This is a genomic window from Novosphingobium sp. 1529, from assembly GCF_040544855.1.
GTDB classification, from domain to species: Bacteria; Pseudomonadota; Alphaproteobacteria; order Sphingomonadales; family Sphingomonadaceae; genus Novosphingobium; species Novosphingobium capsulatum.
Map to the genome: position 1 here is coordinate 38,337 of NZ_JBEPKW010000008.1, position 23,081 is coordinate 61,417.

Annotated in this window: 19 protein-coding genes; 13 read left to right on the forward strand and 6 right to left on the reverse strand. The window is 65.4% G+C overall.

Annotated elements, in window-relative coordinates:
- The first annotated feature begins 12 nt into the window (after window positions 1–12).
- On the forward strand, window positions 13–801 hold the full coding sequence (locus tag ABIC78_RS15085; RefSeq protein WP_022676091.1) for a HesA/MoeB/ThiF family protein: 789 nt from the start codon (window positions 13–15) through the stop codon (window positions 799–801).
- A 185-nt stretch (window positions 802–986) separates the two neighbouring features.
- Here ABIC78_RS15085 and ABIC78_RS15090 read toward each other — a convergent pair whose 3' ends face one another.
- Both ABIC78_RS15090 and ABIC78_RS15095 read right to left on the reverse strand, forming a co-directional pair.
- Window positions 987–1,718, reverse strand: a complete 732-nt coding sequence (locus tag ABIC78_RS15090) for an NAD-dependent deacylase (protein WP_354490616.1) — start codon at window positions 1,716–1,718, stop codon at window positions 987–989.
- Window positions 1,719–1,790: 72 nt separating this feature from the next.
- On the reverse strand, window positions 1,791–2,840 hold the full coding sequence (locus ABIC78_RS15095; RefSeq protein ID WP_354490618.1) for an NAD(P)-dependent alcohol dehydrogenase: 1,050 nt from the start codon (window positions 2,838–2,840) through the stop codon (window positions 1,791–1,793).
- A 110-nt stretch (window positions 2,841–2,950) separates the two neighbouring features.
- Here ABIC78_RS15095 and ABIC78_RS15100 point away from each other — a divergent pair, with 110 nt between their 5' ends.
- The 4 genes from ABIC78_RS15100 to ABIC78_RS15115 are packed head-to-tail and all read left to right on the forward strand — an operon-like array spanning window position 2,951 to window position 5,789.
- The gene (locus ABIC78_RS15100) at window positions 2,951–3,880 is read left to right on the forward strand and encodes a LysR family transcriptional regulator (protein WP_171797529.1); all 930 of its coding nucleotides are present in this window, start codon (window positions 2,951–2,953) and stop codon (window positions 3,878–3,880) included.
- Window positions 3,881–3,916: 36 nt separating this feature from the next.
- On the forward strand, window positions 3,917–4,651 hold the full coding sequence (dapB, locus tag ABIC78_RS15105; protein WP_054132493.1) for a 4-hydroxy-tetrahydrodipicolinate reductase: 735 nt from the start codon (window positions 3,917–3,919) through the stop codon (window positions 4,649–4,651).
- A gap of 5 nt (window positions 4,652–4,656) precedes the next feature.
- Complete coding sequence (gene nth / locus ABIC78_RS15110; protein WP_171797530.1) at window positions 4,657–5,361, forward strand: endonuclease III; 705 nt, start codon at window positions 4,657–4,659, stop codon at window positions 5,359–5,361.
- 29 nt (window positions 5,362–5,390) lie between these two features.
- A complete protein-coding gene (locus ABIC78_RS15115) occupies window positions 5,391–5,789 on the forward strand; it encodes a hypothetical protein (protein WP_062788028.1) in 399 nt (132 codons plus the stop codon).
- A gap of 12 nt (window positions 5,790–5,801) precedes the next feature.
- On the opposite strand, the gene ABIC78_RS15120 is transcribed toward ABIC78_RS15115, so the two are convergent.
- Entirely contained in the window at window positions 5,802–7,112 is a 1,311-nt protein-coding gene (locus tag ABIC78_RS15120) for a dicarboxylate/amino acid:cation symporter (RefSeq protein WP_168353044.1), read from the reverse strand.
- A gap of 261 nt (window positions 7,113–7,373) precedes the next feature.
- On the opposite strand from ABIC78_RS15120, the gene ABIC78_RS15125 reads away from it, so the two are divergent.
- Genes ABIC78_RS15125 through ABIC78_RS15135 form a run of 3 tightly spaced genes read left to right on the forward strand, consistent with a single transcriptional unit; the run spans window position 7,374 to window position 13,317 of the window.
- Entirely contained in the window at window positions 7,374–8,612 is a 1,239-nt protein-coding gene (locus tag ABIC78_RS15125) for an efflux RND transporter periplasmic adaptor subunit (protein WP_171795388.1), read from the forward strand.
- On the forward strand, window positions 8,612–11,797 hold the full coding sequence (locus ABIC78_RS15130; RefSeq protein ID WP_022676082.1) for an efflux RND transporter permease subunit: 3,186 nt from the start codon (window positions 8,612–8,614) through the stop codon (window positions 11,795–11,797). Before ABIC78_RS15125 ends, ABIC78_RS15130 begins: the two co-directional genes overlap by 1 nt.
- Window positions 11,794–13,317, forward strand: a complete 1,524-nt coding sequence (locus ABIC78_RS15135; RefSeq protein WP_354490623.1) for an efflux transporter outer membrane subunit — start codon at window positions 11,794–11,796, stop codon at window positions 13,315–13,317. Before ABIC78_RS15130 ends, ABIC78_RS15135 begins: the two co-directional genes overlap by 4 nt.
- Before the next feature lie 73 nt (window positions 13,318–13,390).
- On the opposite strand, the gene ABIC78_RS15140 is transcribed toward ABIC78_RS15135, so the two are convergent.
- Window positions 13,391–14,185, reverse strand: a complete 795-nt coding sequence (locus ABIC78_RS15140) for a TorF family putative porin (protein WP_054132461.1) — start codon at window positions 14,183–14,185, stop codon at window positions 13,391–13,393.
- Window positions 14,186–14,438: 253 nt separating this feature from the next.
- Between ABIC78_RS15140 and ABIC78_RS15145 the strand changes: the two genes are divergently transcribed.
- Together ABIC78_RS15145 and ABIC78_RS15150 are read left to right on the forward strand one after the other, a co-directional pair.
- Entirely contained in the window at window positions 14,439–15,239 is an 801-nt protein-coding gene (locus ABIC78_RS15145) for a metallophosphoesterase family protein (protein ID WP_171797531.1), read from the forward strand.
- Window positions 15,240–15,651: 412 nt separating this feature from the next.
- Window positions 15,652–18,312, forward strand: coding sequence for a TonB-dependent receptor (locus ABIC78_RS15150; protein ID WP_354490625.1), 2,661 nt, complete (start codon window positions 15,652–15,654; stop codon window positions 18,310–18,312).
- A gap of 348 nt (window positions 18,313–18,660) precedes the next feature.
- Here ABIC78_RS15150 and mtgA read toward each other — a convergent pair whose 3' ends face one another.
- Window positions 18,661–19,329, reverse strand: coding sequence for a monofunctional biosynthetic peptidoglycan transglycosylase (gene mtgA / locus ABIC78_RS15155; protein WP_354490627.1), 669 nt, complete (start codon window positions 19,327–19,329; stop codon window positions 18,661–18,663).
- 198 nt (window positions 19,330–19,527) lie between these two features.
- Between mtgA and ABIC78_RS15160 the strand changes: the two genes are divergently transcribed.
- Window positions 19,528–20,271, forward strand: a complete 744-nt coding sequence (locus ABIC78_RS15160; RefSeq protein WP_171797533.1) for an SDR family oxidoreductase — start codon at window positions 19,528–19,530, stop codon at window positions 20,269–20,271.
- Window positions 20,272–20,326: 55 nt separating this feature from the next.
- Window positions 20,327–20,755, forward strand: a complete 429-nt coding sequence (locus ABIC78_RS15165) for a VOC family protein (protein WP_171797534.1) — start codon at window positions 20,327–20,329, stop codon at window positions 20,753–20,755.
- Between the two features lie 515 nt (window positions 20,756–21,270).
- Here ABIC78_RS15165 and ABIC78_RS15170 read toward each other — a convergent pair.
- Window positions 21,271–21,660 carry a DUF4440 domain-containing protein gene (locus ABIC78_RS15170; protein ID WP_171797535.1) on the reverse strand — a complete coding sequence of 130 codons (390 nt, stop codon included), beginning with the start codon at window positions 21,658–21,660 and terminating at the stop codon, window positions 21,271–21,273.
- Window positions 21,661–21,783: 123 nt separating this feature from the next.
- Between ABIC78_RS15170 and ABIC78_RS15175 the strand changes: the two genes are divergently transcribed.
- Window positions 21,784–23,067 carry an HD-GYP domain-containing protein gene (locus ABIC78_RS15175; protein WP_171797536.1) on the forward strand — a complete coding sequence of 428 codons (1,284 nt, stop codon included), beginning with the start codon at window positions 21,784–21,786 and terminating at the stop codon, window positions 23,065–23,067.
- Window positions 23,068–23,081 lie beyond the last annotated feature (14 nt).

A 23,081-nucleotide genomic window follows, 5' to 3' on the forward strand; every position in this document is an offset into this window, starting at 1 on the left:
ACCTCCACGGCCATGACGCCTGCCATTACGCCAGACCGCTTGAACCGCTTTGCCCGCCATATCGTGCTGCCGGAGGTGGGCGGCGCGGGCCAGGCGCGGATCATGGGCGCGCATGTGGTGCTGGTGGGCGTGGGCGGGATCGGCGCGCCGGCCTTGCAATACCTGGCGGGCGCGGGCGTGGGGCGGCTGACCCTGATCGACGATGATGTGATCGAGCCATCCAATCTTCAGCGCCAGACGATCTTTGCCCTGGCCGATGTGGGCCATGCCAAGGCCGAGGCTGCGGCGCAGTGGGTGGCGCGCTTTGATCCCGACCTGGTGGTGCAGGCCCATCGTACCCGCATCGGGCATGACAACGCCGCCGCGCTGATCGCCGGGGCTGATGTGGTGCTGGACGGATCGGACAACTTTGCCACGCGCCTGGCGGTATCTGATGCCTGCGTGGCAGCCGGCGTGCCGCTGACCAGTGCGGCGCTTGGCCGGTTCCAGGGCCAGGTGGCCAACTTTGCCGGGCATCGGCCGGGCGAGGCCTGCTATCGCTGCTTTGTGGGCGACGCATTCGATGCCGACGATTGCGACACGTGCGCGGCGCAAGGCGTGCTGGGGGCGATGGTCGGCATGGTCGGCACATTCGGCGCCATGGCGGCGCTGCGCGTGTTGTTGGAAGGCGTGGCCAGCCTGGGCGATCCGCAGTGGGGCCAGTTGCACGTGATCGATGGATTGAAGCCCGGCCTGCGCACGATGCGGATTGCGCACGATCCAGCCTGCACCACCTGTGGCACCGACCGACCCGCCGCCTGAACGCCGACGTGGGGTGTGAAAAAAAGCGAAATCATACCGCGTTCAGGGGATGGCGGCTGCGCCCCGCGCGCGTAGACAGGAAAGGCGACCCGACAGGCGCGTGGTGCGAGCCACGATCCTGGGACTTGGCCCGGACCGAGGCTCCCTGGAGACCTTGTCCGGGCTCTTTCGCGCTCCTTTGAAAATCAGGGTGTCTTGAGCAGTTCATCCACCCAATCGGGCACGATCTGCGTGGCCGGGCCCAGGCGGGTATCGTGGAACCAAGCCGAACCCTGGCTGCGTTCGAGATTGAGCTCGAGCGTTTCGGCGCCGATTTCCCGTGCCAGCCGCACGAAGCCGGCGGCCGGATAGACTGCCCCCGAAGTGCCGATCGACACGAACAGGTCTGCCCGGGCCATGGCATCGTGGATATCGTCCATGCGATAGGGCACTTCACCGAACCAGACGATATCCGGCCGCAGGGCCGCCGCGCCGCAGGTGGGGCAGGGTGGCCGGTCGATCAGCGGGCCGGTCCAGGCATGGCGGCTGTCGCACGCGGTACACCAGGCCGAAAGATGCTGGCCGTGCATGGGGATGAGATTGTCCGATCCGGCGCGGCGGTGCAGGTCATCGACATTCTGGGTTATGAGGGTGACGCTGCCGCCCGGCACCTTGGCCGGCCAGGCCCGCTCCAGCCGGGCCAGCGCGCGGTGGGCGGCGTTGGGCAGCTTTTCCTGAATCGCGGCGCGGCGCATGTCGTAAAAGCGCAGGACGAGATCGGGATCGCGGGCAAAAGCCTCGGGCGTGGCGACGTCTTCCACGCGGTGCTGTTCCCACAGGCTGGGGCCGCCATTGGCGCCGCTGCGGAAGGTGTCGATTCCGCTTTCGGCCGAAACGCCGGCGCCGGTGAGGATCACGATATGCTGGGGCAGGCTCATGCCCCGATCATGCCGGATCGGCACGGGTGTGCCAATCCGGCATGAAGGCCAGGGATGGCCAGCGCGGAAGGATCAGGCGAACGTGCTCGAATCGATCACGAAGCGATAGCGCACGTCACCTTTTTCCATGCGGTCCCAGGCCTGGTTGATATCCTGCACGGCAATGGTTTCGATGTCCGAGACGATGCCATGCTCGGCGCAGAAATCGAGCATTTCCTGGGTTTCGGCGATGCCGCCGATCAGCGAACCGGCGATCGAGCGGCGGCCGAAGATCAGGTTGAACACGGTCGGGCTGGGATGCGGATGTTCGGGCGCACCGACCAGGCACAGCGTGCCGTCACGCTTGAGCAGAGTGACCAAGGCATCGAGGTTGTGGCTGGCCGCCACGGTATCGAGAATGAAATCGAGGCTGCCGGCATGGGCAGCCATTTCATCGTCGTTGCGCGAGACGACGACCTCGTGCGCGCCCAGCGCCAGGGCTTCTTCGCGCTTGGCCGGGCTGGTGGTGAAAGCCACGACGTGCGCACCAAGCGCGCGGGCAAGCTTGACGCCCATGTGGCCCAGGCCACCAATGCCGACGATGCCGACCTTCTTGCCCGGTCCGACATTCCAGTGGCGCAGCGGCGACCAGGTGGTGATCCCGGCGCAAAGCAGCGGGGCAACGGCTGCCAGTTGTTCGGGCGCATGGCGGACATGCAGGACAAAGCCCTGATCGACCACGATTGCCTGGCTATAGCCACCCAGCGTGTGGCCGGGGGCATCGCTGCTGGGCGAGTTGTAGGTCTGCGTCATGCCTTCTTCGCAGAACTGTTCCAGCCCATCGTGGCACGCGCCGCAATGGCCGCACGAATCGACCATGCAGCCAACGCCAACGGTGTCACCCACCTTGAACTTGGTGACATCGGCACCAACGGCCGTGACGTGGCCGACGATCTCGTGCCCTGGCACCACCGGATAGACCGCATTGTTCCATTCGTTGCGCGCGGTGTGCAGGTCAGAGTGGCAGACCCCGCACCAGGCGATGGCGATGGCGACATCGTTGGGGCCGGGTTCACGGCGGGTGATGGCAAGGGGGCCGAGCGGCTGGTCGGCCGCGGGCGCGGCATAGGCCATGACGGTCATGCAGCAGGTCCTTTCAAGAAGGGGGGAGAGGGATGGCGGCCTCTCTAGGCTATCGCCATTAAGCTGATAATGGGGCAATTAGGGCATGGACTGATATCAGGAATGCATCAATGATCCGCCCCGACCATGATGACCTGCGCGCGCTGTTGGCCGTGGTGCGCGAGCGCAGCTTTACCCGCGCTGCCGCGCAACTCGGCACTTCGCAATCGGCGCTGAGCCGCACGATCGCCGGGCTGGAGGCGCAGATCGGGGTGCGCCTGCTCAACCGCACGACCCGCGCCGTGGCGCCCACCCCCGAGGGCGAGCGGCTGGCCCAAGGCGTGGCGCCGCATTTCGCCGCGATCGATGCGGCGGTCGATGCTCTGGGCGAAAGCCTGGCGCGGCCATCGGGCCTGGTGCGGCTGACGGTGGACGAGGGATCGGCCGAAACCGTGGTATGGCCGGGCCTGCGCCGCATCCTGCGCGCCTGGCCCGAGATTTCGGTCGAAGTGCTGGTCGACAATGGCCTGGTCGATATCGTGGCGGCCGGGCTGGATGCCGGTGTGCGATCGGGCGATATCCTGGCGCGCGACATGGTGGCGGTGCCGATCGGGCCGGATCTGCGCATGGTGGTGGTGGCAACGCCGGCATTCTGCGCCGGGCGCGATCTGCCGCGCCATCCGCGCGACCTGGCAGCGCATCCGTGCATCAATTTTCGCCTGCCCACGCGCGGCGGCATCTATGCCTGGGAGTTTTCGAGTGGGCGGGAGGCGCTGCGCATGCGGGTGGAAGGGCCGCTGACGGTCAACACCCTGGCCCTGGCCGCGCAGGCGATGCGCGATGATCTGGGCTTTGCCTTCCTGCCCGAAAGCGGAGTGACGGCCGACATTGCCGCCGGACGGCTGATCCAGGTGCTCGACGATTGGTGCGAGCCCTATCCCGGCTATCACCTCTATTATCCCAGCCGCGCGCATGTTTCGCCCGCGCTGCGCGTGGTGATCGATGGCTTGCGCTGGCGGCCGGCGCATTCTGTCTCGACCGAGGGCGGGCGAACGCCGTAAGGGGTGCGCACGGCAGAGCAGAAGGACGCAACGGACATGGCACGCATCGGCATCATCGGCAGCGCGGGGCGCATGGGGCAGGCGTTGCAAGCCGCCGTGACGGCGGCCGGGCACGACCTGGCGGGCGGGATCGACCGCGATGGCGATGTCATGGCGCTGGCCCAGGCGAGCGACGTGCTGGTCGACTTTTCCGCGCCGGCCGCGCTGGAATTCAACCTCGATGCCGCGATCGCCACGGGCACGCCGATCGTGGTGGGCACGACGGGCCTGGAAGAACGGCACCACTGGCTGATCGATGCGGCGGCGGTTTCGATTGCCGTGCTGCAGACCGGCAATACCTCGCTCGGCGTTACGCTGCTCGCGCATCTGGTGCAGGAGGCCGCCGCACGGCTGGGCACGGATTGGGACATCGAGATCGTTGAGACGCACCACCGCATGAAAGTGGATGCGCCATCGGGCACGGCGCTGCTGCTGGGCGAAGCGGCGGCGCGCGGCCGCCAGGTGGGCCTCAAGGACGTGGCCGTGCGCGGGCGCGATGGCATGACCGGCAAGCGCGAGACCGGCACGATCGGCTTTGCCGCGCTGCGCGGTGGCAGCGTGGCAGGCGATCACACCGTACATTTCCTGGCCGATAACGAGCGCTTGAGCCTGTCGCACCTGGCCGAGAACCGCGGCATCTTTGCCAAGGGTGCGATCCGTGCCGGCGAATGGTTGCTGGCCCAGGGCCCAGGCCGCTATACTATGCCACAGGTGCTGGGGCTGGGAGACTGACCGCCTTGAAGAAGGAACAGATCTTCGAATTCTTTCGCCGCCTGGCCGAGGCCAACCCCGCGCCCGAAACCGAGCTGGCCTATGGCAACACCTATCAGTTGCTGGTGGCCGTGACGATTTCGGCCCAAGCCACCGACGTGGGCGTCAACAAGGCGACGCGGCGCCTGTTCGAGGAGGTGAAGACGCCGGCGCAGATGGTTGCCCTGGGTGAAGAGGGATTGAAGGCGCACATCAAGTCGATCGGGCTGTTCAACACCAAGGCCAAGAACGTCATCGCGCTGTCGGAAATCCTGGTGCGCGACCATGGCGGCGAGGTGCCGGCAGACCGCGATGCCTTGACCGCGCTGCCCGGCGTGGGGCGCAAGACGGCCAATGTCGTGCTCAATACCGCGTTCGGCATGGAAACCTTTGCGGTGGACACGCACATCTTCCGCGTTGGCAACCGCACCGGCCTGGCCAAGGGCAAGACCCCCGAAGCGGTGGAAGCCCAGTTGGACAAGAAGGTGCCGGGGCCGTTTCGACTGGGCGCGCACCATTGGCTGATCCTGCATGGGCGCTATATCTGCAAGGCGCGCACGCCCGAATGCTGGCGCTGCCCGGTGGTGGACCTGTGCGGCTTCAAGCCCAAGGTGCTGGAACAGGGGGCCAAGCCGCCGGTTGCGAAGAAGAAGGTTGCCAGCAAAAAGGTGACTGCCAGAAAGCCGGCGTGATCAACGCGCCATGCCAAGGAGAGAGTGCCATGGTTCGTTCGATCCCGGTTGCCGCCTTGCTCATCGCGCTGGCGGCCTGCACCCCCGGTGATGGGCCGCGCAGCGCTGGCGCCGATGGCCATTCGCCCAAGACGCCCGCGGCCACACCGATCGGCCGGGCGGAAAGCTGCATTCCGCTCAGCCAAATCAGCGAAAGCCGGGTGCGCGATGACTGGACGATCGATTTCCGCGTCGGCAGCCGCTGGTATCGCAACACGCTGCCCCAGCGCTGCTATGGCCTGGGGTTCCAGCAGACCTTCGGCTATGCCACCAGCCAGGCGCAGCTGTGCAGCGTGGACGTGATCACCGTGTTGCAGACCGGGCCGGGCGGCGGCCCGCGCGGTTCGTGCGGGCTGGGCCAGTTTCAGCCGGTGACGCTGGCGAAATAGCCTGTTTCGCCGTTACTGCCCCTGGTCGAGATGCAGGCCGCGCCGGCCGTGCTCGGGCGTATCGTGCGGCGGCACCGGGGCGGGGGCATCGGGATCGAGCGGCACCTGCAGCATGCCTTCCCAGCGGGTGATGACCGCTGTTGCCACGGCGTTGCCCACCACGTTGGTGGCCGTGCGGCCCATGTCGAGGAAAGTATCGACGCCCAGCAGCAGGGCGATGCCTTCGACCGGCAGGCCGAACTGGGTGAGCGTGGCGGCGATCACCACCAGGCTGGCGCGCGGCACGCCGGCGATGCCCTTGGACGTGACCATGAGCGTGAGCAGCATGGCGATCTGCTGCTGCCAGGATAGCGGGATGTTGTAGGCCTGCGCGATGAACATCGTGGCAAAGCTGGTATACATCATCGAGCCATCGAGATTGAACGAATAGCCCAGCGGCAGCACGAAGCCCGAGATGCGGCGCGGCACGCCAAACCGGTCGAGCTGTTCGAACAGGCGCGGCAGCGCGCTTTCCGAACTGGCGGTGGAAAAGGCCAGCAGTACCGGCTCGCGAATATAGCGCGCCAGCAGCAGCACGCGCTTGCCCAGGAAGATGCCGCCCAGGCCCAGCAGCAGGCCCCACAACAGCAGCAGCGCGAAATAGAATTCCGACACGAACACGCCATAGGTGACGATGATCCCCAGGCCCTTGGTGGCGACCACCGCCGCCAGCGCGCCGAAGACGGCCAGCGGCGCGGCCTTCATCACATAGTCGGTCATGGTCAGCATCAGGCTGGCCAGCGCCTCTGCCCCGCGCAGCAACGGCGCGCCCTTTTCGCCGATGGCAGACAGCGCCAGGCCAGCAAACAGCGAGAACACCAGGATCTGCAGCACGTTGTTCTGCGCCATGGCATCGAGCAGGCTGGTCGGCACGATCTGCAGCACGAAATGGTGCACGGTGAAATCGGCGGTGGCGAGATCGCCGACCTTTGCCGAGGCGGCAAACTGCAACCCATGGCCGGGGCGGAACAGATTGACCAGCAAGAGGCCCAGGCTGATCGACACCAGGCTGGCGGTGATGAACCAGCCCAGCGCCCGCCCGCCGATGCGACCCAGCGCCGCACTGTCCCCCATGCCGGCGATGCCCGAAACCAGCGTGGCCAGGATCAGCGGCGCAATGATCATCTTGATCAGGCGCAGGAACACATCAGGCAGCAGCTTGAGCGTTTCGGCGGCCGTCGCCAGGGTGGGGCTGTCGGCCGGCAGCGCGCTGTTGAGGGCATAGCCCGTGGCGATCCCCAGGATCATGGCGATGACGATGTAAAGCGTAAGGCGCCGGGCCAAGGGATGCTCCGCAAATTGTTTCAGGTGTGACGGTCTGGTGGCAGACCCTAGGCGGCGTGGACAAATTGCACAACGCCGCGGTGGGATGGGCGGGCGAGTGGCGCTCCGGGCACGCCGCATGGCCTGCATTACGGTAATTTAACGAGACCGCTAGTGGCGCGGACAGGCGGCGTGGGCCAGAGGGCAGCATCGGCCTGTCTCTCGCCTGCAACGGTTGATAGACAAGCTGCCATCTTTGGACCGAAGAGAAGACCGCGCGCCATGAATTTCGAACACGCCGTGCCGCAGATGTCCCGTGCCAAGCAGATCAGGGTTCTGGCCCTGTCGGTTGTCGCCGTGGCCCTGGTGGCGACAGGAGCCACTGCCCTGCGTTCCTGGATGCACCAGCCCGAGCCAGTGGCGGCCCCGCTGCCGGCCGGCGAAGTGCAACTGACCGACAGCCAGGTGGCCAGCCTCAAGATCGAAACGGCCGGCGCGGACGATGGCTATGCCCGCACCGGCGCCAGCGGCCAGATCACGGTGGACGAAACGCGCTCGACCCCGGTGTTCCTGCCCTATTCGGGCCAGGTGCAGCAGGTCTTCGTGCAGAACGGCGATCGCGTGCAAGCCGGCAGCCCGCTGCTGTCGGTGCACACCACCGACATCGCCGATGCGCGCAATGCCCTGGCTGCCGCCCTGGCGCAGCGCACCAGCGCATCGGCGCAAGTGCGCGTGGCGACCGAAAACGCCCAGCGCGCCGAGGAAATCTATCGCACCGCCGGTGGCGCGTTGAAAGACTTGCAGCAGGCGCGCAGCGACCTGGTGGCCGCGCAATCGCAGCTGGGCATTGCCAATGCCGCCGTGACCGCCGCCCAGGCCAAGCTGGGCGTGTTCGGCGCCGGCACGGGTGCTGGCAGCAATGCCGTGCTGCGCGCGCCGATCGGTGGCGTGGTGGTGACCCGCTCGATCGCGCAGGGGCAGTATGTGGCCGGTGGCGCCAATGCCGCCGGGAGCCAGCCGGCGTTCCTGATCGCCGATCTGTCGCGCGTGTGGCTGGTGGCGCAAGTGGCCGAAAGCGATGCCTCGCGCGTGCACCTGGGTGACAAGGTAGTGGTGACCGCCACGGCATTCCCCGGCCGCACGTTTGACGCGACGATCGACAACGTCGGTGCACAGATCGATCCGGTGTCGCATCGCCTGCAAGTGCGCGCCACGATTCCCAATGCCGATGGCGCGTTGAAGCCGCAGATGTTTGCCAACTTCACCATTGAAACGCCCGAGAAGGAAGTTTCGACGGCCCCGGTGACCCCGCACCTGCTCAGCCTGCCGGCCGAGGCGGTGATCCACGAGGGCGACAGCGCCCGCGTGTGGGTGTGGCTGGGCCACGGCCGCGTCAAGGCGCGCGACGTGGTGACCGGCGAAAGCCATGATGGCCGCGTGACGATCATTTCCGGCCTCAACCCGGGTGAAAAGGTCGTGACCCAGGGCGCCATCTTCGTGAACGAAGCGGGGCTCGACTGATGGTCAAGCTGGTACGCTATGCGCTGGGCCAGCGCCTGACGATTGTCGCCTTCTTCGTGCTGATGCTCGTGGCGGGCGGCATCGCGTTCTACAATCTCAACATCGAAGCCTATCCCGACCCCGTGCCACCGATGGTGGAAATCGTGACCCAGTCTTCGGGCCTTTCGGCCGAGGAAATGGAACGCAACGTCACGATTCCGATCGAAGTGCAGATGTCGGGCCTGCCGCACATGACGGCGATCCGCGCGATCTCGCTGTTCGGCCTGTCGGACGTGAAGATCCAGTTCACCTATGATTTCAATTACGAACAAGCCCAGCAGCAGGTGATCAACCGGCTGGCGCAGCTGCCCCAGCTGCCGGGCGGCGCGGTGCCGACGATTTCGCCGACGAGCCCCGTGGGCGAAATCTATCGCTATCGCATCGCTGCGCCCAAGGGCTATTCGGTTGAAGACTTGAAGACGCTGCAGGACTGGGTGCTGCAACGCCGATTCCGCGCCATTCCCGGCGTGGTCGACGTGACCGGCTGGGGCGGCAAGCTGCGCAGCTATGACGTCGTGGTCGACAATAACCGCCTTCAGGCCCACCACCTGACCGTGGCGCAGGTGATCGCCGCGCTGGGCAAGGCCAATGCCAACGTCGGCGGCCAGACCATCAACTTTGGCGCGCAGAGCGCGATCGTGCGCGGCATCGGCCTGATCCAGTCGGTCGATGCGCTGGAAACCACCCCAGTGGGCCGCGATGGCACCGCCCCGGTGCTGGTGCGCGACGTGGCGACGGTGAAGATCGGCAACATGCCGCGCAACGGCATCGCCGGCCTCAACAACGATGACGACATCGTCCAGGGCATCGTGCTGATGCGTCGTGGTGCGCAGTCGATGCCGACGATCCAGGCGGTGGAAGCCGAAGTCCAGAAGATCAACAGCACCGGCGTGCTGCCGCCGGGCGTCCATCTCGAACGCATCTATGACCGGTCTGAACTGATCGGCGTGACGACGCGCACCGTGATGGAAAACCTGGTTGCCGGCGTCCTGCTGATCTTCTTCCTGCAGTGGGCGTTCCTCGGCAATCTGCGCAGCGCGCTGATCGTGGCGGCCACGATTCCCTTTGCCCTGGCCTTTGCCGTGCTGATCCTGACGGTGCAGGGGGAAAGCGCCAATCTGCTGTCGGTGGGGGCGCTGGACTTTGGCCTGGTGGTGGATGCCACCGTCATCATGGTGGAGAACATATTCCGCCACATGGCCGAGCGATCGCACCATGTGGAAACCCATGAAGGCGGGCGCTATACCTTTGCCAGCCGCATCGGCTCGGTCCTGGCGGCGAGCAACGAAGTGAGCCGCGGCATCTTCTTTGCCGCCGCGATCATCATCACCAGCTTCCTGCCGCTGTTCACGCTGACCGGCGTGGAAGGGCACATCTTTGGCCCGATGGCCAAGACCTATGCCTATGCCATCATCGGCGGGTTGATCGCCACGTTCACCGTAGCGCCGGTGCTTTCGGCGATGATGCTGCCCGACAAGCTGGACGAGGCCGAGACCTGGCTGGTGGCGCGCATTCGCCGGGTTTACGAACCGGCGGCGGCGTTCTGCTTCCGCAACCAGCTGCTTGCGATCGGCGCGGCCGCGATCATGGTGATCGGCGCCTTTGTCGGCGTGCGCTCGTTGGGGGTGGAGTTCCTGCCCCACCTCGAAGAAGGCAACATGTATATCCGCGCCACGCTGCCGGCGGCGATCTCGCTCGATGCGGGTGAGCCGGTGGCCCGCGCGATCCGCCGTGACATCATGCAATACCCCGAAGTGACCGCGGTGCTTTCCGCCCACGGCCGCCCGGACGACGGCACCGATGCCACCGGCTTCTTCAACGTGGAATACTTCGTGCCGCTCAAGCCGTTCGATGAATGGCCCAAGGGCATGGACAAGGAAAAGCTGGTCGCCGATCTCTCGGCCAAGCTGCAATCGCGCTATCCCGGCGTCGACTTCTCGTTCTCGCAGATCATCGAGGACAACGTGGAAGAGGCCGCATCGGGGGTGAAGGGCGCCAACTCGGTCAAGCTGTTCGGCCCCGACCTGGTGACGCTGGAGAAGATTGCCGGCCAGCTGCGTGACCAGATGGCCAAGGTGCGCGGCATTACCGACCTGGGGATCTTCCAGTCGCTGGGCCAGCCGACCGTGCGCATCGACGTGGATCGCGAAAAGGCCGCGCGCTATGGCCTGAGTGTGGACGACGTGAACCAGACGGTGCAGGCCGCCATCGGCGGCACCTCGCCGGGCGACCTCTATGAGCCGCACACCGATCGCCACTTCCCGATCATGGTGCGCCTGGAAGCCGACCAGCGCGACAGCCTGGAAGCGGTCAAGCGCATCACTGTGGGGGCCACCGCGCCCGATGGCACGGCGATCTCTGTGCCGCTGTCGGAACTGGCGGATATCCGCCTGACCACCGGCGCCAGCTTCATCTATCGCGAGCACCAGGAACGCTACATCCCGATCAAGTTCTCGGTGCGTGATCGCGACCTGGGCAGCGCGGTGGAGGAAGCGCAGGCCCGCATTGCCAAGAATGTGGTGCTGCCCGCAGGCTATAGCCTGGAATGGGCGGGCGAGATGAGCAACCTCAAGAACGCGGTGGCGCGTCTGGAAATCGTCGTGCCGCTGAGCCTGCTGCTCATGCTCGGCCTGCTCTATGCCAACTTCCGCTCGCTGCGCGATACGCTGCTGGCCTTCTCGGTCATTCCGATGGCCGTGGTGGGCGGCGTGCTGGGGCTGATGCTCACCGGCACGGCGTTCTCGATCTCGGCAGCGATCGGTTTCGTGGCGCTGTTCGGGATCGCGGTGATGGATGGCATCCTGCTGGTGACCAGCTTCAACCAGGCGATGGACGAAGGCATGGCACGGCTTGATGCGTTGCGCCACGCCACCACCAATTCGCTGCGGCCCGTGCTGATGACCTGCCTGGTGGCGGCGATCGGCCTCGCGCCGGCGGCGGTGGCCACTGGCATCGGCAGCCAGGTGCAAAAGCCCCTGGCCCTGGTGGTCGTGGGCGGCATGACGCTGGCCCCGGTGCTGATCCTGCTGATCCTGCCCCTGCTCATCAACCGTTTCTCCAGCCGGGTCGCCGGGCCGCGCAAGCGCGCCGGGGCCGATACCGATGCTGGTGATACCGCAATGCCGCATGAAGGAGAGCCGGCATGATCCGTTTCCCGATGCGCCGTTCGCTGGGCACCCTGGCCAGTGGCATGCTGCTGGCCTCCACCATGCTGGCTACGGCCGGTGCGGCCAAGGCGCCGCCGGTGGTCAATACCGTGGCGGTGCCGATGCCGCCCACCCCGGCGGGCAGCGCGCCGCCCGATCTGCTCAACCAGCCGATCACCGGCGATGGGCAATCGCAGGTGGTTCACCCCGGCACGGCAGTGGCCAAGGATTGGTGGCAGGCGTTCCGCAGCCCGGCGGTCAACACCCTGGTGGATCGCGCGCTGACGGCCAATGCCGATCTGGCCGCTGCCCAGGCCCGCGTGGCCCAGGCGCAGTCACTGATCGGCGTGGCGCGCGGCGCGCTGTTGCCGCAGCTTGATGCCGGACTGACCAGTGAGCGGCAGCGCCTGTCGCGCAGCCTGTCCACCCCGATCGCCGATCCCAATCCGCAGGTCTTCTCGCTGCATACCGCGCAGGTCAGCGTCAGCTATTCCCCCGACCTGTTCGGCGGCGGCGCGGCGCGGGTGCGATCGGCCAAGGCGGCTGCCGCCGTGGCCCAGGCCCAGGCCGATGCCATGCGCTCGATGGTGGCGGCCAACGTGGTGCTGGCAGTGATCCAGAACGCCGCGCTCGATGCCGAGATCGCCGCCAACAGCGATGCGATCGCCAGCGGTCGCCAGGTCTTGGACCTGCTGCGCCAGCGCGAAAAGCTGGGCGCGGTGGGCCATGCCGACGTGGCGGCACAGGAAGCCGCGCTGGCCGCGGTGGAAGGCACGCTGCCGCCGCTGGTGCGCGCCAGTGCCGCCAACCAGGCCGCGTTGCTGATCCTGATCGGCAAGGCGCCGGGCATGCCGGTGTTCGACAACGGCGCGGCCATGCCGGCGCTGGAAGACCTGACTCTGCCGGCAGACCTGCCGATGGCCTTGCCGGCAGAGTTGCTCAAGACCCGGCCCGACGTGGCGGCGGCAGCGGCCACGCTGGAAGGCGCGGCGGCCGACGTGAAGGTGGCCATGGCTGCGCGCCTGCCGCAGCTCACGCTGTCGGCTACGGCTGGCGGCACCGCCGAAGACTTCGGCCGGATGTTTGCCGATGGCAATCCGTTCTGGCAGTTGCTCGGCGCCCTGGCCGCGCCGATCTTCCATGGTGGCTCGCTCAAGCGGCAGCAGCAGGCAGCCGAACACGCGCTCGACGCGGCCAAGGCAGGCTATCGCGGCACGGCGCTGCAGGCCTTTGCCGATGTCAGCAATGCGCTGACCGCGCTTTCCGCCGATGCCACCGCGCTGTCGATCGCGCAGCGTGGCGATTCGGCGGCTTCGGCCAGCCTGGGTTTCGTCAAGCGGCAGTTGCAGCTGGGCGGGGTGGGCACGCTACAGGTGCTCAACGCCAGCGCCGTGGCGCAGACCGCGCGGGCGCAATACGTCGCGGCCAAGGCGGCGCGCCTGTCAGACACCGTGGGCCTGTTCGTGGCGCTGGGTGGCGGCCTGCAGACGCCGCAAGGCGCAGCGGCAGCCGGGCACTGAAACGGTAAAAGCCCGCGTCGGTGATCCGACGCGGGCTTTCCCCTGTTGCCCTTGGGCGAACGCGATTACGTGATCAGAACGAGGCCATCAGCGAGACCACGCCAACCGTCTTGCCGGCGCGATACATCTGCTCGCCCGAAACCCCGGCGAAGGGATTGTTGGCGGCGTCCTGGCGGCTGACGTTGGTGCCGACGACCGAGAAATCGAGCGTCAGGTTCTTCCACGCGGTGCTGACACCGGCGGTGTAGTCGATGTATTCCTTGGTATAGTTGAACGAACCGCCGGTGTGGCCCAGGTGGGTGTGGATCGTGAACGGCGTGTTCGGAATGGCGCCCGACAGTTCACCATAGACGTAGGTGTCGGTGCGCGTGGCATAGACATCCAGGTTCTTCTGGTGCGGGGCGAAGTTGATGCCGGCCTTGGCGTTGATCGGGCCGAGCGCCTTGGACAGCGAGCCATAGACTTCATAGAAGTTGAGGCCCGGCGCACCCGGATAGATGTAGCCATAGAGGCCCACGTCGACGGTCACGCCGCTGTTGCTGAGGCCGTGGGTGAAACCGCCATAGACGTCGATTTCGGTGCCGCCGATGTTGACCGCCGGGCTGGGCGAAGCGCTCGAACCCCAGGTCGACACGTAGAAGCCCGAGCTGTGCGACAGGGTCAGCGTGCCCTGGACGGCCGGCAGGTTGTTGGACTGCGAGATGCCGCGGAACCGGTACTGGCTGATGACGCCGGCGGCGCCAGTCACCTTGAAATCGCTCGGGGGCGCGGTCTCGTCGGCCATGGCAGGCACGGCATAGCCGGCAAGCACGGCAAGGCTGAACGCCGTGGCGACCTTGGCCACGCGCGACTTGATGGACGTACGCATGAAATACCTCTTTAATTTTGTCTTTGACGCGTCGCCCCGCCTGCACAAATCGCCCCGGCCTCTTTCTTGCGCGGGCTGGTTGACGACTTGCGTTTATCTGGATGCCGCCGCCTGCTGCGTTGCACAAGACCATTCCGCCGACCGTGGCATTCTCGTTCTGGAATGTGTCTTTTGTGCATCATAGTGTTTCTGGCGCTTGTCTCGGCCGTGGCAGCACCCATATAGTTTGGCGAATGATCGTCACGGCCGGTGCATGCTGAAGTTGCTAAAGTCACTCGTTTCCGGGGCGCGGGCAGAGCCGCCTGCGCCGCCCACGCTGGTTCCTGCGGGCCAACGCGTCTATGCAGTGGGTGACATTCACGGCCGGCTCGACCTGTTCGAGCAGATGATCGGCCTTATTGAAGCCGACGATGCGGCACGCAGCGGGCAAGGCGTGGTGAAAACCACTGTCATCCTGCTGGGCGACCTGATCGATCGCGGGCCCGATAGCGCGGGCGTGATCGACCGGGCCAGAAGCTGGGCGCAGCGCCGCCGCGTGCGCATCCTGGCCGGCAATCACGAGGAAATGTTCATGGGCGCGTTCGAGCGCGATGAAACCCTGCGCCATTTCCTGCGCCATGGTGGCCGGGAAACGCTGCTGAGCTATCCGATTGATCCCGAAGACTATGCGCGGATGACGCTGGAAGAACTGCGTGCCGCGATGCCCGATTTCGTGCCGCAGGCCGACATCGCGTTCCTGCGCGGGTTGGAAGACCAGATTCGCATCGGAGACTATGTCTTCGTGCATGCCGGGATCCGCCCCGGCGTGGCGCTGGACGAGCAGGTGCCGGGCGACATGCGCTGGATTCGCGGGGAGTTCATCGCCGACAGGACCCCGCGCGATTTCGCCGTGGTGCATGGCCATACCATCGTTGACGAGCCGGAGGTTTCGCCGCTGCGTGTCGGCATTGATACCGGCGCCTATGCCTCGGGTCGGTTGACCGCCGTCGGGCTGGAAGGTGCGGAGCGCTGGCTGCTGGTGGCGCAGGACGAATCGGCAGAGGCTGCCGCCTGACGGGCGCGGCCGCCGGACCGCAACGCCAGGCGCATTTCACCGCAAACCGCGGCTGGTCTTGGCACAAGCGTTTGCTTTGGTGCCAAATGTTTCGCACTTGCGCAAATTCTTTGCTGTTGTTGCGAAGCCGCCACAATCTGCACCATCATTGCGCCTGACTGCTTTCAATTGAAATGATTGGCAAGACTGCGTGCTTGATCCTGAAGCATTTTGTCGCGAACGCCAAAATCAAGTAAAAATTGCAGAAATTTTGTCATTTTCGTGTCACAAGAAACCGGTCAGGGAGGCCTGCCGGCGCGTGGAAGATTTGTGCCGGCGCCCTGCCATGCGTCGGGTCGTCTGATGGCAGCGGGGACGGATCATCTTTCTGTCGTTGCATCGCGGCGACTGATTACACGCAACGGGGACACCAATGCACCGCTCGCACTTTACTGCCGGCTCCATGCTGGCGCTGGGCATGGCTCTGGCCAGCACGCCCGCCTTGGCCCAGTCCACCGGCTCGGTCGATTTCGAACAGCAGGCCATCGTGGTCAGCGGCCGTGCCGCCAAGTCGGTGAACGGCGTTCAGCTGCCCGACACGCCCAAGGCCAAGCAGGTTCTCGACCAGACGATCATTTCGCACCAGGCCCCCGGCCAGTCGATCAACGACATCATCAACTTGGTACCGGGCGTCAGCTTCCAGAACAACGACCCGTTCGGTTCGTCGGGCGGCGTTCTGTACATTCGTGGCTTTGACAACACCCGCATTTCGCAGACGTTCGATGGTATTCCCCTCAACGATACTGGCGGCTACGCGATCTATTCCAACCAGCAACTCGATCCCGAAGTCATCGATCAGGTCAATGTGAACCTGGGGACTACCGACGTCGACTCGCCGACGGCAGCGGCATCGGGTTCGACGGTCAACTATCGCTCGCGCAACCCCACCGAGGATTTCCACGCCCGCATGATCGGATCGGCCGGGGAGTACGGCTACATGCGCATCTTTGGTGAAGTGGATACCGGCAACCTCACTTCGGGCGGCCTGCGCGCCTACGCGACAGCATCGAATTCGCGCAACAACACGATCTACGGCGGCATCGGCAAAATCGAGAAGCAGCAGTACAACGCCAAGCTGTACCAGCCGCTGGGCAGCAATGGCGACTTCATCTCGATCGCCGGCCACTATAACCGCAACCGCAACAATGCCTTCGGCTCGGTCCCGATGTGGATCGAAAACACCGGCACGCGCGTGGTCGGCACGGGTGCGGGCAACCGCTACCCGGTTTCGGGCGACGATCGCTTCTACCAGACTGCCCGCTGCACGATCGCGGCGCCGGTGGCCGGCGCGGCCGACGCGGCCAGTGCCTGTGGGTCCGATTATGACTACCGTGTCAATCCGTCGGACACCGCCAACATCCGCATCTCCTCGCGCTTTACCCTGGCTGATGGCCTGGTGCTGACGGTCGATCCGTCGATCCAGTGGACCAGCGCCAACGGCGGCACGCTGGGTTACGTGGCCAGTGAAAAGACCACGACGATCAACGGCGTCACCGGGCTTACCGGCTATGACGGCACCAGCTACTATTTCGGCAAAGACCTCAACGGTGACGGTGACAAGCTGGACAGCGTGCGTCTGATCGCGCCGAGCCAGACCAAGACCATTCGCCTCGGCCTGATCGCGTCGCTACGCTATGACATTACCCCCGACCAGACCATCCGTCTGGCATATTCCTATGACCGCGGCCGTCACCGTCAAACGGCAGAATTCGGCACCTATAACGGCAATGGCACGGCCGGCACCTATTTCCCGGTCAATGATCCGATCACCGATGTGAACGGCAAGGCGATGGAACGCCGGAACCGCCTGTCCTATGCAATCCTGCATCAGGTTTCGGGTGAATATCGCGGTCGTTTCGGTGCGCTGACAGTGAACGCCGGGGTGCGCGTGCCCTTCTTCAAGCGCAACCTCAACCAATACTGCTTCACCAACAAGACCGGCGGCTATGCCTGCTTCGGTAGCGATGCTGGCAACGCTGCGTTTGCAGCGGCCAATCCCTATGTGACGGTGCCGGCAACTGGCCTGCCCACGGCCGCTAGCTGGGCTGCGCCGCAGCAGCGCATTTTTACCTATAGCAAGGCCCTGCCGAGCGTGGGTGCAACTTTTGCGGTGAATTCGAACGTCGGCATTTTTGCCAACTATTCGAAGGGCCTCCAAGTGCCGGGCACCGACAACCTCTACAACTCGTTCTATTTCCCGATGGGCAATGGCGCGGCCAAGCCCAACCCGGAATCGACCGACAACTTCGACCTGGGCGTGCGCTATCGTTCGGGCAAGCTCATGGCCCAGGTTTCGACCTGGTACACGATCTACCAGAACCGCCTGGCCTCGACGTTTGATCGTGACCTCAACACCACGATCTACCGTAACCTGGGCCGCGTGGACAAGTATGGCGTTGATGGCTCGATCTCGTACTCGCCGGTGCGCGACCTCGCCATCTACCTCTACGGTTCGTACCTGCACTCCAAGATCCGCGACAACGTGGAAGCGGGCGACTGCTCGCTGCTGACTGCGCAGTTGGGCATGTATGGCTGCGTCGTCACCACTGGCGACAATGGCAAGCCTACCTCGACCGGCACGGCCTATTATCAGACCGCTGGCAAGCGTGAGTCTGGCGCTCCTGTCTATACCTTCGGTGGCCGCATCGACGGCACCATCGGCCCGGTCTCGCTGGGCGTGCAGGCCAAGCGCACCGGTCCGCGCTATGTCAACGACCAGAACCTGCCGTTCTACGTGAATACAGGCGGTGACGCAGTCAAAACCGGCCCGGGCGTGCGTCAGGAAATCTTCCCGGCCAAGGCCAAGGCCTACACCCAGGTCGACCTGGATGCGAAGCTTAGCTTGGACAAGGTTAGCCCGATCTTCAACAACCGCACGTTCCTGCAACTGAACGTGATCAACGTGTTCGACGCAACCTACGTGGGTGGCTTCAGCGGTACGCTGAACAGTCAGTCCACCTCGCTTTCGCCGATCACCTATGCGCAGATCAGCCCGCCGCGCACCATCATGGGTTCGATCAGCTTCGGCTTCTGATCCTTTCGGACAGAGCTGGCTAAAAAGCCCGCCGTCATCCTTTCGGATGGCGGCGGGTTTTTCATTGCGGTTCGCCGCTGCGCCGGGATGCGCGCATGATGCGACCAGTCGTGCTGCACTGCACTATCCAGGACTGGGCCAACTGCGGCATTCTAGGCTCGGCCTAATGCGGCCGGGAACGAATGCCCGCTATCGGCGTTGTGCTCTGCAGCATTGTTGTTCCGGTTGAATGCGTGATCCTGCGGCAAGAAGGGGGCAAGCCCTGCCTGCCAAAGATGTGATATCCGGCGGCTCGGCTTACACGCTGGAGGGGCCGTCTCCCGCCACCGGGAGGCGGCCTTTCCGCTATTATTGGTAGACGCAGGTATCGTACTGGCCGCGCACCACCGAAGACCGCGCGGCAATGGCATTGCCATGGCGGCGCACAAAGCCACTCGCGCCGGTTACTTCACGTACCTTGGGCTGGGGAAAGGCCGCAGCGATTCGCGCGGCCTCGATCCGAGACAGGTGCAGCGCGCTCTTGTTGTAATAGCGCTGGGCGCCGGCCTCCACGCCATAGGTGCCGATGCCGGTTTCCGCGACGTTGAGATAGACCTCCATGATCCGCCGCTTGCCCCAGATCTGCTCGATCAGCACGGTGAACCAGGCTTCCAGGCCCTTGCGGAAATAGCCACCGCCCTGCCACAGGAACACGTTCTTGGCGGTCTGCTGGCTGATGGTGGAGCCGCCGCGAATCCGGCCGCCCTGCTGGTTGCGTTCGAATGCCTGGAGCATGGCAGCCTGATCGAATCCGTGATGAGTGCAGAACCGCGAATCCTCGCCCGCGATCGCTGCGTCTACCATCGTGCGGTCGATTCGCGTCAGTGGCGTCCAGTCCTTGGATATGCTGTTGCCGTCCATCAGCATCGTGGCGGTGATCGGCACCGGCACCCACTTGTAGATCAGCACCCACAGCACGCTGCCCACCAGGAACACGACGATGGCGCGGCCCAGCCACCAGCCGAGCCGCCAGGCCATGGAGCGTTCCTGGGATCGGCGGGAAGGCATGAGGTGCTTGAACATGCCCGCCTTATGCCGCGCTGCGGAATGGCAATCAATCCGGCGATGCCACGGGATGCTTCCACCGCGCGCATGGCGGCGCAAACTTTCGGGCAGGGCGTTGCTATCAGTAGGGCCAGCCCCCACTTTGCACGCGACATAAAAAGGATCGCTTCCATGAAAACCAGCGGCAACACCATCCTCGTCACCGGCGGGGGCAGCGGCATCGGGCGCGCACTGGCCCAGGCCTGGCATGCGGCGGGCAACACTGTCATCGTCACCGGCCGCACGCTGGCCACCCTGGAAGAAACCGTGGCCGGGCGCGACGGGCTTCACGCCATGGCGCTCGACGTGACCGACGCCGCCGCGGTCGCCAGCTTTGCCGCCGAAGTGACGGCGCGCTTTCCCGCGCTCAATGTTCTGGTCAACAATGCCGGGATCATGCGGTTCGAGGATCTGCGCGGCACGCGCGATCTGGCCGATGCCGAGGCCACGGTGGTGACCAATCTGCTTGCCCCGATCCGCCTGACCGATGCCCTGGTCAACCACCTGGCGCAGCAGGCCGATGCGGTAATCGTCAACGTCACCTCGGGCCTGGCATTCGTGCCGCTGGCAGCAGCCCCGACCTACAGCGCGACCAAGGCGGCGATGCATTCCTATACCCAGTCGCTGCGCGCGCAACTGACCGGCCGGGTGGACGTCATCGAACTGGCCCCGCCCGCCGTGCAGACCGGACTGACGCCAGGCCAGGAAAGCCGCGAAGGCTATCTGCCGCTCAATGCCTATATCGCCCAGGTGATGGATCTGTTCTCGCAGGTGCCCACGCCGGTTGAAATCTGCGTGCCCAACACGCTGGCGTTTCGCCATGCCGAGCGCAACGGCAGGTTCGACGCGCTGTTCGCCCAGCTCAACGGACACTGAGCGGCCGCCTTGCGCCGCGCACGAATTTCATCGCTTTGAACGGAGCTACCAGACGATGACCAAGTTTTTGCACACCATGATCCGGGTGACCGATCCTGACGCGACGATTGCGTTCTTCAACCTGCTCGGCGTGCAGGAAACGCGCCGCTTTTCCAGTGAGCAGGGCCGTTTCACGCTGATCTACCTGGCAGCGCCCGGCCAGGATTATGAAGTGGAACTGACCTACAACTGGCCGGCCGAGGATGGCAGCGCCGAAACCTATGCGGGCGGGCGCAACTTTGGCCATCTCGCGTTTCAGGTGGAAGATATCTACGCCACGTGTCAGACGCTGGCCGATGCCGGGATCACCATCAACCGCCCGCCGCGCGATGGGCACATGGCCTTTGTGAAGACGCCCGATGGCATCTCGGTGGAATTGCTCCAGAACGGCCGTCTCGATCCGGCTGAACCGTGGGTCAGCATGCCCAATACCGGCACCTGGTAAATCCAGGACATGTCACCGCCCGCCCGCAGGTATGACCACGGTGGGCGCGCTGACATCCTATGATCAGTCGGGCAGCGACAGGGCATAGGATGTCAGCTCAGTGCAGGCCCGCACATCGTCGGGGGATACTACGACACCAGCGGCGGCCAGGCTTTGGCGAATGCCGGCAGGGCCGGCTGCGGTGCCGCTTGGACCTTAATGGGGCGCTGGCCCCACGCGGTGATCGAGCGGGAGCGTGCGCCGCTTCAAATTCTAGATCATGGTGCGCCGCCTGGTTACTGGCGAGTTTGTGACAGTGTTCCGCGTCGCGCGCAAAGTCGGCGTGCGCCTTTGCCGCGCGATAGCTGCCCAGCTCCCGCTGAACGCCAGCGGCGACTACCGCAAGGTTGTGGATGGCCAGTGCCGTTGTAAATCAATGAAAAAAGGGCATGGGAGATCTGGTCGCCGGCCCGCACCGGCCCGGATGGTCGCTTGCTGGCCGCAGGGCTGGCCGTCGCCTCTCACCGCGCCGGTCTTCAGGCCATGGTCACGAATATCTCGGCCAAGATGACCCAGCCTGCATCGCTTTGCCGCCACTTGGCGCAATAGCGTCCGCTGGCGTAAACCGCGCCGCTATCGGCGTGGCGGCCCTGCCACTCTCCCTGTTCCAGGGCGATTGGCTCCACCGCCGATGCCTCGATCGTCGCCGGCGTGCGCAGATAGATGCTGCGCGGGCTGGCGGCGAACTCGCGCTTCCACGCCTGGAGTTGTGCTTTGCGCCCGGTCAGCACGGCGCTGTCGCTGCCCGTCACCAGCACGACGTCGGGCGCCAGCAAGGGCCCGATCGCGGCCAGGTCGGCGTCGGCCAGGGCCTGGTTGAATGCGGCGCGGCGCAGGCGGATGGCAAGATCGGCAGGGTGGCTCATGCCACGCTATCACCACGCCGGCGTCGCCGGGGCAACCACTCGTCGCGTTTAACCATGTTTCTGCGGGTTTTCCTGAAGGCCACTTTAGGCCGGGGGGAAGGTCGCGCACGCAATCTGCGGCACATGATCCGCCATGTCCCTCCCGAACACGTCAAGCTTGGCATGTTCATTTGCGGATTCGGCGGATCATGGTTCGATCATCCGTTCTGGCGCACGCGTTTCGTCATCTCGACTGCTGACGACCTTGCCAAGGTCCATGGCTGTGCCGCCCCCTTCGTGATCATCGACGAGGCGCGCGGCGGCCGATACGAGGCAGAACCGGCGGCGGCCGCGCCGCCCGCGTGCGCGGCTGGTCCAATGCCGGGCGAACCGCGTGGGCCGGTCCGCCGTTGCCGGCGTGCCGCGCCCCCACCGCCCGATCGCGCCGATGCGCTGATGCACAGCATCTCGCGCCAGCGCCGCCGCCAGGTCCAGAAAATGGTGGGTCAGGCCCGACAGACGATGCGCGGCCTGTTCGACGATGCCCGCATGGGCCGCGCGGTGCGTGTTGCTGATACCCATCAACTAGTAGAAGATATTGCCGAGGCCGTTGCCAGCAGCCCGCGCACGGTGATCGATGTCGTCCGTCTCAAGAGCAAGGACGAATACACCTTCGCCCATTCGGTGGCGGTGTGCACCCTGATGATCAACGCCGCCACGTTCCTTGGCCTCAGCGCCGAGGAAACCCGCGACTATGGCCAGGCCGGCCTGCTCCACGATCTGGGCAAGATCGGTATCCCGCAAGACGTGCTGAACAAGCCTGCCAGTCTCACGCAGGAAGAATTCGCCCTCGTCCGCGATCATCCCGAACATGGCTTTCGCCTGCTTGCGGCATCAGGCGATGTCTGCCCCACCGCGCTCGATGTCTGCCGGCACCACCACGAACGGCAGGATGGCAAGGGCTATCCCGCCGGCCTGCATGCGGGCGAGATCAGCCGCGCCGCGGCCCTTGGCGCGATCTGCGATTGCTACGACGCGCTCACGTCCGACCGTATCTACAAGCAGGCGTGGACGCCGGTGGAGGCGCTCGCGGCGATGTGGGGATGGGAAGGGCATTTCGATCGCGATCTGCTGTTTGCCTTCATGCAAAGCATCGGGGTGTTTCCGCCCGGCATGGTGGTGCGTTTGCGCAGCAACCGCCTGGCCTTGGTCCAGCCTGGGCGCCGCACGGACACGGGGCCCCATGTGACGGCGTTCTTCTGCACGCGCGAACGCGAACCGCTTACGCCGCAGGACATGCTGCTCGATGATGCCAATCCGCTCGACAGTATTGTGGGCCATGCCTGCGGTCATGAATGGGGCGTGCCCGATTGGAATCGGATGCGGCGCCGGCTGTGGCGCGGCGCGGCCGATCCCCCGCAGCTGTGAGCATGACTGCCAGC